The sequence below is a fragment of the Nocardia wallacei genome (genome assembly GCF_029868745.1).
Taxonomy (GTDB): domain Bacteria; phylum Actinomycetota; class Actinomycetes; order Mycobacteriales; family Mycobacteriaceae; genus Nocardia; species Nocardia wallacei_B.
The window spans coordinates 1-9,743 of the sequence record NZ_JARWOP010000243.1; the positions used below are offsets into that span (position 1 = coordinate 1).

Below are 9,743 nucleotides of genomic sequence, written 5' to 3' on the forward strand. Positions count from 1 at the left end.
CAAAGTTTGGGGGCCCCCTGGGGATCTTTTGTTTTTCCGGCGTGGGGGGTGGCGCCACCCTATTTGGGGGGGGGGGCCGCCACGACTTCGCGAGCGAGTACGCCGTCGCGGGCGTGGTAGTAGGCGGCCTCGAACGCAGCAATTGCCGCTGCGCCGGTGGCCGGCCGTAGGGGGCGAGGCCCGGCTACGGCTTCGGTGGCCTCGATGGTTTCGGGACCACAAGCGGCGGTGCTCCCGGTGACGGTGAGTGCGTGTTCGAGGCCACCGGGAGAAAGCGAAAGCGCGACGGTGAGAGACATCGGCACGTCAACACCGTGGTCTACGCCGTCGATGCCGGAGATGAGCATGGTTGCCACCACCACGGTGGCAGCGACCACAGCGAGCATCACCACGCCGCCCAGGACGGCTCGCGCCCTACCCGGCCCGCCGGTGCGGTACTCGGAAGTCAGCCAGCGTCGATCTTCCGCGGTATCGGGTGCACCGGCGGAGGCCAGCCATTCGGCTATTTCGGTCGGCGGCGGCCCGTCGAGCACGATCTGCCGGTCATCGTTCGACTCGTCCTGGGGGTCGATTCTTCTCATCACCGATGCACCCCGCTTGGTCAGCCGAGCGCCGGCGGCCATTGCGCCAGCACGTCGTTGAGCACCTGCGCGGCCTGGGACTCGACCGTCTCGACCACGTCGGCGACAGGTTCGCTGACCACCACCGCCGTCACCTCTTCGACGATCGGCTGGGGTACCGCGGCCTCGACCTCCGCGACCACCACCGGGAGCGGCACAGGCTCAGTGCCGACACCTAGCGCAGCATCCACATCAGGGTCCGCCAGCCCAGCCTGATCCAAGACCTCGGCGGCCTCGGCGACCACGATGTCGTTCCAGTCGCGTTCCCGTTGCGCGACCTCGGATGACATCCCCTCTGGCCGCGGCACACTCACCCCACCGAAATGCAGCGAATCCTCGCCCACCACCGACGCCTGCACCTCGGCGTAACCGTCGCTGGTGCCCGGCTGCGGGTATACCTCGACCACTGGCTGCGCGGGTTCCACAGCCACCTGCGGCTCGATCGCCACCTGCGGCTCATAGCCCATTTCGGGCCGGGACACCGACGGGGGCTCCGACCACACGTGGGGTTCAGGAACTATCCGGGGCTCGGGAACGGCCTCCGGCTCGGGCAGGACCTGGGGTGCCGGTGAGATCGGGGCCGGCATCTGAGCGGGCGCCGGGGTATCGGTCTTCTCATCGGGAGTCGACCGGTCCGGCCCGACAGGAATGGTCCTGGTCCGCGGTTCCGGAACCACGGGGCCTACGACGCCCGCTTGTCCTGGCCGGGGGTCCGAGATCACTCCCGGCTGACCCACTGGACCCGCATGCGCAACCGGTGCTGCGAACACCGCCGCCGCCAACGGGACAAGCGCGGCCATCGCTAGACGATGCCCTGCACAGGCTCCGAATCCAGGTAGCCACCGATGCCTCCGAGACGAGTGCACCACCGGTCCGGTCGCCCCGATGACCCCACCGACCGCAGGACCGCGCAACGAGGTCCACAACGCCCCTGGATGCAAGGCGCAGGCGTGTACCACACGAACATCGACGCCTTGCCCGTCGAGGTAGTCGACAATGACCTCAGCACGGCCGATCACCGGGTCGGCCAACCGCGACGGCGCGACGACAACCACCACCGCAGCGTCGACCCCGTCCGGTCGGCACGCTGGAATGTCCTGGTCGAGCCGGAACACCGCCTCGCAACTCACCACTCGCCTGCCGCGCATCCAGATCACCCAGATCCCCACGGAGGAGCTACGGCCCCCTCCGGCAGCACGCGCTGCCGCCACCACCGCCGCGCCGGACACCGCAGCATCCGAACGGCTGTTCATCGATGTAGTCATGACTTACCTCGCTCTCTGCGTCGGTCACGACCCCGGGGCGGCCCCTCCTCCCACCAAGTCGTGAGATACACCACCCAAACTATGCACGTATCTCGAACTTTTCAAGAATAAAACAGTAACTTTTCTCTGGATGCCGAGGGATTTGGCTCCTGATGGCGACTTTTCCGAACTTTACGGGTACAGTTCTGCTCATGGGAGCCCACGACGAGTTCTTCGCCCGGATGGTGCGCGAGCGGCGTCAGCAGCTGGGCAATCTGACGATGCCGGAGGTGCACCAGCGCGGCGGACCAGCGGTCCCTGCCCAGCAGCGGGCCGACCGTTGCGAGCTGTCGGCCAATGTGCGGCCGAGTACCTTCGCCAAGTTCGACACCGGCCTCGGATGGCAGGAGGGCTCAGCGCGGGCCGCCTACTACGACCGTCGGCCACCGGTGCCGGTCGAGTCCGACACTCCCGCGTTCGAGCCAGGCGCATCCAGCATCAGCCTCAGCCTCGAACAGCTCCTGCCACTACTGGATGCCCAACGGTTTCTCCGAACCGCCCCCATCGCCGAGCTGCCGAACGCGATCGGCAAGCTCGATGATGCCATCAGCGGCATTGTCGGCCCGTTCGTCACGAGCGTCCTCGAAGCCAACCGTGGCACCCAAGTCCATCCGCTCGTCGAGATCGCCTTCGGCGAATCTCTCGCCGCGCCGGTTTCCCCAGATGACCCCGACGCCACGGAAAAGCTGTACCGGCGCTGGCTCATCGGACGGGCGGAAGATCTCGACGATGCCCTGCAGCAAGCATTCGAACAGCGCTTCCAGAAACGCAACCAGGACGCTGCGACCACATCTCGCGCGGTCGCTCCGAACTGAACGCCGGGCCTCACCCTGATAGGCCCGAAATGGCTGCGGTTCTGGCGAAATCCACAACACCCTGGGCACCGGGGTAGGCGTGTGCAAAGCTGTGTCCCGGGACTGACAACGAGCAGACAATACGGGGTGGTGATGGGCGGTTCCCACAATGACACCGGGTCGCCGGTGTCCGGCGATGCAGTCCGCAGGGCGGCGGCACCGTACTGCCTGCCGTTTCTGGCCATCTACGACATCTGGGTGATCCGGCTGAGCAACCGATTCGGGTGGCGGTGCCCCGCGGACACCATGCTCGCCCCATATCACCGCCACGCCGGCCGCCGCCACCTCGAAGTCGGACCCGGTTCAGGCTGGTATCCAGCCCACACCCGATTCCCCGACGACGCCGAGATCACGCTGACGGATCTGAACCGAACCTCCCTCGCCTACGCCGCCCGTCGACTGCGCAAGGCAGGACACACCGTGCACGAAACCGTCGCCAGTGTTCTCGAGCCAGTGCCCGCCCCGGCCGGAGCGGGTTACGACTCGATCGGCATCAACTTCGTTTTACACTGTGTCCCTGGCGATTTCACCGCGAAGGGTATTGCGTTCAGCCACCTTGCCCGGGTGCTCGCGGATGACGGCACGCTGTTCGGCTCCACCATCCTCGGAGACCACACACCGCACACCGGGTTCGGCCGGCTTCTCACCACCACCTACCGGCGCGTCGGCGCCTTCAACAACCGCCACGACACCCGGGCGGACCTCGCCGCAGCACTCGACGCGGCCTTCGGCGAGTATCACCTGACCGACATCGGAGACGTCACCCTGTTCACCGCCTCACAACCGCGTCGATAACCGCTCAGCGGTCGATCCGGAGCTGCCATCCTGGTGGACGGGCTCGGCTACCACGAGGTGCAGCGCGAGCACGAGCGGGGAGGAGCTCGAGATGGACGTGGCGTGGGATGTGCGGCGGCAGGTGATCGTCGAGGCCGCTGAACTCGCCTACCACCAGGGGCCGGACTTGGGCCCGTTCGAGTGTCTTGGTTGCTTCCAGCCGGCAGCAATCTGTCCACGGTGCGGCGCAGAGCTCGGCTCTGCCTTTATCGAACAGCTCGCAGCACCGCAGGTCGCCAGAGTGCGCCTCGAACTGGAACAGGATTTCGCTGCCCGAGAGAAAGCCATGGAGAACGACGTCCTGACACGGGTCCGCGCCGGGATGCGAAACGAGGTCAATCGGCTGCGGAACCAAGCGCAGCGAAGTAGCGAAACCGCGGCAACGGAGAAGCAGCGGGCTCAGGCCGCGACGGTCGCTCTGGCCGAGGCTCAGGAACAACTCGAGCAGATGCAGGCCGAGCAGTCGCGGATGCGAGATCAGATCGCTCGCAGTGAACGCAAACGGGCGCAGCAGGAGGCCGAACGGAAGTATCGTCCGGTGATTCTGGAGTACCAGAACCGGGAGAAGCGGGCGCTGGACCAGCTTGCTCTGGCTGAGAGCAAGATTTCGCCGGGGCCACCACCACAGCCGACGGGAGTCGCCTACCAGCACGCATTCGCTGAGGAACTGCAGCGCCGCTACCCCGAAGATGAGATTTCGGTGATTCGGAACGGTCAGAAGGGCGGTGATGTCCTCCAGATCGTGCGTGTCGACGGCCGAAGCTGGGGATCTATTTTGTGGGAGTGCAAGAGAACCAAGCACTTCAGCTCGGCGTGGATTCCTAAGCTTGTCCGTGATGTTGATCGTGATCACGCCGGTCTCGGAGTGCTCGTGAGCGCGTCGATGCCGGCCACGGTGGATGGTGTGGCAATCCGCGACGGCATCCTCCTGTGTGCCGCCGACCTGGCAACGTACATGTCCATTCCGTTGCGGCAGGCGGTGATCGACAACAAACGTCACGCGATTGCGGGCAAGGCCCGTCGTGGGCGTGCCGACCGGTTGCTCGAATACGTCGACCGGGGCGGGTTCTTCGCCCACCTGCAGCGGATCGTCCAAGACGCGCGCGAAACCCTGGCGACCGGGGCCAAGCTGCGAAATCAAGTACACGCTGCTCTCGCCAAGCTGGACCAGCACCAGCAGGACGTGCTCGACCGAATGTTCACCATGTTCGGCGAGCTCGACGCAGCCGGCGTCGCCGTCCCACCCGCTCTGCACTCAGAACATGTGACCGACCATCGGTCGGCCTCTCCCAACGGTGCACGAAAGGAGGGCCCGTCGACCCGACACCCGACATCGACGGCCTCCCGGACTCGAAACTGAATCCGGCGATATCTACTTGCTGAGACAGGTGGCCTGGACGGCGGGCACGCTTGATCGCAGGGTCGGCCGGTTAATGCGTCGTCAGATCCGTGCGGCGGTCGACTCGTACCCGCAGTCCGGCTGGTTTGAGGGTGATCTGCTCTGCGACGTCGAGGGTGTAGTCACCGTCGATGTGGATCTCGTACTGGTGGAGGACGTGGGCGAGAGTGAGCAGGACTTCGTGATTGGCGAATTGGCGGCCGATGCAGGCGCGGTGCCCGACCCCGAACGGCCTGTATACGCGACGGCGGTCCAGCTCACGCTGCCGCTGAGGGGCCCATCGGTCCGGGTCGAAACGTTCTGCGTCCGGACCCCAGGTTTCCGGGTCGCGGTGCGCATACCAGGTGAGCACGAATACCCAATCGCCTTGCTGGAAGCGGTATTTGCCGTCACCGATCGTGACCTCATGGCGCGCCTCGCGGAAATAACCGGGCGCGACCGGCCACAACCGCAACGTTTCATCGACCACCCGCCGCAGATACCGCAGCTTCGCGACGTCCTCGTAGCTGGTTATCGGCCGGTCGCGCCCCGGGAAATGGTCGTCGACCTCGGCGCGCGCTCGTGCCGCGACCTCGGGATTCTTCGCCAGCTCGTAGAGCGCGAAGGCCAGTGCGCCCGCGCTGGTCTCGTGGCCAGCGACCAGGAACGTCAGGATCTGGTTGCGGATATTGGTGGCATCGAGATGCTCGCCGGTGTCAGGGTCGGTGGTGGTGAGCATGCGGTCGAGCAAATCGTCGTGCTGGCCGACGGTGCCACTGGTCCGGCGTGCGGCGATCACGTCGTCGACGGTTCGGTGCATAAAGGCGATGTCGCGGCGATGCTGCCCGGCGGCGCGCCGTCCCAGGGTGTTCTGCAACAGCGGGGGGAGGTTGGCGTTGCGGTTGATGTAAGTCAGGCCGCGCAGCATGGCTTCGACGAAGGGGTGCGCTTGGCCGGGGGTGTAGGAGAACGAATCGAACGAGTAGCCGAACCCGGTGCGGGCGATGATTTCCAGGGTGAGCCGGTTCATTTCCTCCGCGATGTCGGCGATGTGGTGCGTGTCGCCCCAGGTGTCGAGCAATTCACCGATGGTGGCGGCCATCGTCTGGTGGTAGGAACGCATTGCTGTTTGGGTGAAGGCTGGCGCGAGGATGTTGTGTGCTGCCGACCAGGCCGGTTCGTCGTTGCGGGCGGTGAACAGTCCGTCCCGGGCGACTCGGCGCAGCTTGCGCAGGGGCACTCCGAGGTGCTTGGTCCAGTGGTGTTCGTCGTTGATTTCCGCGATGAGGTCGGCGCCGGAGACCACGATCATCGGCCAATTGGTGATGCGCCGCTCGAAGATCGGCCCCAGCCTTCGGGCATCCCGCCGCGATGTCTGGGTGGGTTTGGCCACGTTCATGGTGAACAGGTCACCGACGACAGGCAGCCTCCACCTCGGATGCGGCAATACTGCCGCCTCGTCCCTGCCGGTCCGGGGCGGACTCATCGCCATCACATCGTGCTCCTACTGGTCGAAGGTGTCGCGCACCGAGTGCTCAAGGGCGTTTCGATCGAGGCGATATGTCGGGCTGTCGGCCACACACCGGCCAGGTCCAGCAGTTCGTTCAGGTCGGTGGTCAAGTCTCGCGGACCGAGCCGAACCGGTTGGAGCCCGGGGCTGGGCTCGTCCTGCGGTGCTCGCCCGGCGTTCTTCTGGTCGATCGCCGCGAGAATTGCCACTGCATAGGACAGCATGCCCTCACGGTCAGGGCCGGCCGGGTATCTGGCTGTGGTGTAAGGCTTGAGGTGCAGGAGAGCGTCGCGGATCTCGACGATCATCCGGTGAAGCCGCAGCGCCGGTTCCACCCCGCCGCCATCTCCTGGTGGGGCGAGCACGATCTCGGGGACACTGGCGGTCAGGTCGCGCCACACGGGCTGCAGGCGGCGGCAATAGCGGCTGGTCCGGTCGTGTCCGGTTCTTATGAGGATTGTGCTCACCAACGGCACTGCTACTGCAGCAGACGCGACAACATTGGCCAAGAAAAAGGTCCAGCCTTTGCTGCTCATATCCGGGTCCGCAGACGGTTGGTTCTGCACGACGGCGAACCCGGTCTGGAATGGAATTGCGAGCGAACTGAGCCCGAGTCCGGCGGCGAGAACAAGTACACCCAGGTACAGCACACGCTCGCGCAGGAACGCGTCGCTGCGCAACTCGCGGAAGCTGATGCGGGCGATTACCCATGCGGTGATTCCGAGCGGCAGATAGAACGCCACCCACGCGATCACCGCCGGCCAGCCCAATGCCTCGTCGATCAGCTGATCGGCACGGCGCGCGGGGGTGCCGGCGATCAGGATCACCGCGGACGCCGAGAGGGCGACGAGGTCATAAACGCGCTGTCGACGCCAGGTATCTGCAGGGTCCGCTCCGTCCCACAATTTCGCAATGCCATAGATATAGGAGACCGATACCAGGATTGCCCCGAACGAAGCTTGGCGGCACAGCTGCACCATCTCGGCATCACCGACGAACCACACGAGGCGCGCGGCCAGGTCTTCGGCCCACGCTTCCCGCATCAGTAGTCCCGCAATCGCTGCCAGCAGAGCCCGGTTGATCAGCCGATCGACGACCTTGTCGCCCAGCAGCCACCACCGTCCGGCGGTGATCGCGGTGACAGCGAACAGCACGGGCCAGGCCAGTAGGCCGGGAATCGGCGAGGTCATCGGTGCCGCCCGAGGAAGAAGGTGGATCGGAACGGCGAGGGTCGTCGCCGCGGCAAGGTCGCCTCGACCATCACCAACCCGGCGAATGATTCGGCAGCCTGTTCGCGGGCGGTCCCATAGTCCCGGCGCCAGAGAACGCTGCGGATCGACGCCGGATCCAGTAAGGGCATCAATGTCTGCAACGGCAGTACATCACCGTCGGGCTCCGGAGTGGACGAGCCATGTCCCAGGAGCATGTGCCCGATCTCGTGGGCGATGATGTGTCCAGCGTGCCATTCGGTTTCGGCCCCGACCATGATGATGTCGTCGTACTCCCGAGCGATCCACAACCCGCTACCGGTCCCGCACCCGGCTCCCGACAACGCATTCGCGTCGATGGGGCACACCGTGATCGGCCGTTGCCGATACTCCGCGACCCGCTTCACGTACTCGTTCGGATCCCACGGCCATGGCACCGGCACGATCCGTGCGGTCTCCTGGACATGTACTGCCGTGTCGTTCATTGCTATTCATCCCTCCCGGTGGCGTCGCGTGTGCGGCGATCTCCTTCGCATTCGGCGTTGTGTCGGTAAAGCACGGCCCGGTCCCTCTGGTCAGGCTGCGCTGTGGTCTGGAGGCGCGAGCCTGGACAGCTCGCGAGTCAAAGCGGTGATATCGATGTCGTTGCCGCGCAACGCCATATGCCTGACGCCGGCATCGCGTGCCGCCGATAGCAACCGCAACTGGCGGTCGACGGGGCGAGCCTCGTCAGAGGTACCGGTGAGATACACCGGCAGGACGTGGAAGTGCTGGGCAATGGCCTGCAGCACCGTGGGGTCGACTCCACCGCTCGTGCTGCCGGTCCGCAGCGCGATGATTTCCTCGGCAAGTATGGTCTCGCCGACGATGGCGCTGACACTGCGAGCGACATCTGCCGGGTCTTGCTCGGGTTCCGTGCGAGGGTGGAACGTGCTGAACAGCCGGTTCACCCTCGTCGGCAACTCGATGATCTCGTCGGCCATTGTGGCTGACTGCCGTTGATCAATGGGCGAGCTTTTCATCGGTACCCTCCCTGGTTGCCTGGATGAGACCACGCTCGGTCCGCAGGACTCGAGCGCTCATCCGGCGTCCGTCAGAGACTGGTACCGGGAATCAGAACTTCGCCATCATAACAAACGCCTATCCGAGGTGGTAGGTGTTCACATTCCGTCAGCTCGGGAGCGGGTCCGGCTGTTCTGGATCGTCAAGCCCGGGATGCCCTGCATCTGTGGGGGCCACCGGGTCGGGTTCGTCGGAGTGCCCTGTCACCCGCAGTTGCAGCACGGCAAGCGCGGGACCCGCGTCAGAGGTTCCGACTATGGCACCGGAGCCGTCAACGACAACCCATCCACCCCCGCGGCGCCTCAACCGCACATCGTGCACTTCAGCGGATTCGGCTTTGCCGGTGAACACGTCGGCGGCGGCGGCGAAGATGCGTTTCACGTCGTCAGGGTGTGGGGTGTCGCGTTGGTCGACCTGCCCTTTCCACTGGACGTCGGGTAGCGGATCGGTGATCCAGCGGATCAACCGCATCTTGGCGATGTCGACCAGCACCATATGGACCTGCGATATGCGCGGTATCGCGGCCAGTGCCGCTGCCTCCAAGCTCATCCCGGCCATCGGAGTCGAGGTTTCGAACAGCAGTCCACGCCACTTCGCTGGAGGCTGTGGGGGCGTGCCAGCGGCCATGACGACATGACCCGGCCTGTTGTTCTTGCCGACTGTTACGGTGACCGCACCGCTCCAGCTGTCACCCGGTTGTGACGACAGCAGCGCCCTGATCAGTGAAAGCCCGTCTGCTGGTTCGACGAAGCGGAAGATTTCTGGTGCCGTGAGTTGCGAGCGCGGCGTCCCGCCGGTCAGCGCCGCCGGAAATTCCGCGAGCCGCAGGTGGGAGTCCCAGGTGAACGCGAAGGCCGACACCGGCCGCTGCTGTGGTTGGGTGGCCAAGGGGGCCCACCCCCCAAACGCGGCGGGGGGGGCGGTTTAGCGCCCCCAAACCCCCGCCCGCCCGGCGCGGGCCCGGGGGGCGGTG

At 65.7% G+C, this 9,743-nt stretch carries 11 protein-coding genes; 4 read left to right on the forward strand and 7 right to left on the reverse strand.

Translation table 11 applies throughout. The features are described from left to right. Positions 1-59 precede the first annotated feature (59 nt). Both QH470_RS21515 and QH470_RS21520 read right to left on the reverse strand, forming a co-directional pair. Complete coding sequence (locus QH470_RS21515; RefSeq protein ID WP_280274155.1) at positions 60-581, reverse strand: DUF8176 domain-containing protein; 522 nt, start codon at positions 579-581, stop codon at positions 60-62. 20 nt (positions 582-601) lie between these two features. Then, positions 602-1,102, reverse strand: a complete 501-nt coding sequence (locus QH470_RS21520; protein WP_138456828.1) for a hypothetical protein — start codon at positions 1,100-1,102, stop codon at positions 602-604. Positions 1,103-1,616: 514 nt separating this feature from the next. On the opposite strand from QH470_RS21520, the gene QH470_RS21525 reads away from it, so the two are divergent. The 4 genes from QH470_RS21525 to QH470_RS21540 all read left to right on the forward strand — a co-directional run bounded on the left by QH470_RS21525 (position 1,617) and on the right by QH470_RS21540 (position 4,972). Beyond that, on the forward strand, positions 1,617-1,949 hold the full coding sequence (locus tag QH470_RS21525; protein ID WP_043735745.1) for a hypothetical protein: 333 nt from the start codon (positions 1,617-1,619) through the stop codon (positions 1,947-1,949). A gap of 127 nt (positions 1,950-2,076) precedes the next feature. After that, on the forward strand, positions 2,077-2,739 hold the full coding sequence (locus tag QH470_RS21530) for a hypothetical protein (protein ID WP_043735744.1): 663 nt from the start codon (positions 2,077-2,079) through the stop codon (positions 2,737-2,739). Positions 2,740-2,904: 165 nt separating this feature from the next. Further along, positions 2,905-3,573 (forward strand): class I SAM-dependent methyltransferase, encoded by a 669-nt coding sequence (locus QH470_RS21535; protein WP_043735756.1) that lies wholly within the window; start codon positions 2,905-2,907, stop codon positions 3,571-3,573. A 91-nt stretch (positions 3,574-3,664) separates the two neighbouring features. Then, a complete protein-coding gene (locus tag QH470_RS21540; RefSeq protein WP_054814853.1) occupies positions 3,665-4,972 on the forward strand; it encodes a DUF2130 domain-containing protein in 1,308 nt (435 codons plus the stop codon). Between the two features lie 70 nt (positions 4,973-5,042). On the opposite strand, the gene QH470_RS21545 is transcribed toward QH470_RS21540, so the two are convergent. The 5 genes from QH470_RS21545 to QH470_RS21565 all read right to left on the reverse strand — a co-directional run bounded on the left by QH470_RS21545 (position 5,043) and on the right by QH470_RS21565 (position 9,658). Then, on the reverse strand, positions 5,043-6,476 hold the full coding sequence (locus tag QH470_RS21545; RefSeq protein ID WP_086007582.1) for a cytochrome P450: 1,434 nt from the start codon (positions 6,474-6,476) through the stop codon (positions 5,043-5,045). Positions 6,477-6,481: 5 nt separating this feature from the next. Then, positions 6,482-7,690 (reverse strand): MAB_1171c family putative transporter, encoded by a 1,209-nt coding sequence (locus QH470_RS21550; protein WP_043735742.1) that lies wholly within the window; start codon positions 7,688-7,690, stop codon positions 6,482-6,484. Further along, positions 7,687-8,193 (reverse strand): hypothetical protein, encoded by a 507-nt coding sequence (locus tag QH470_RS21555; RefSeq protein ID WP_043735740.1) that lies wholly within the window; start codon positions 8,191-8,193, stop codon positions 7,687-7,689. The genes QH470_RS21550 and QH470_RS21555 overlap by 4 nt, the downstream gene beginning before the upstream one ends. Positions 8,194-8,283: 90 nt before the next feature. Then, complete coding sequence (locus tag QH470_RS21560) at positions 8,284-8,730, reverse strand: hypothetical protein (protein WP_138456826.1); 447 nt, start codon at positions 8,728-8,730, stop codon at positions 8,284-8,286. Between the two features lie 148 nt (positions 8,731-8,878). Beyond that, complete coding sequence (locus QH470_RS21565) at positions 8,879-9,658, reverse strand: PAS domain-containing protein (protein ID WP_280274156.1); 780 nt, start codon at positions 9,656-9,658, stop codon at positions 8,879-8,881. Positions 9,659-9,743 lie beyond the last annotated feature (85 nt).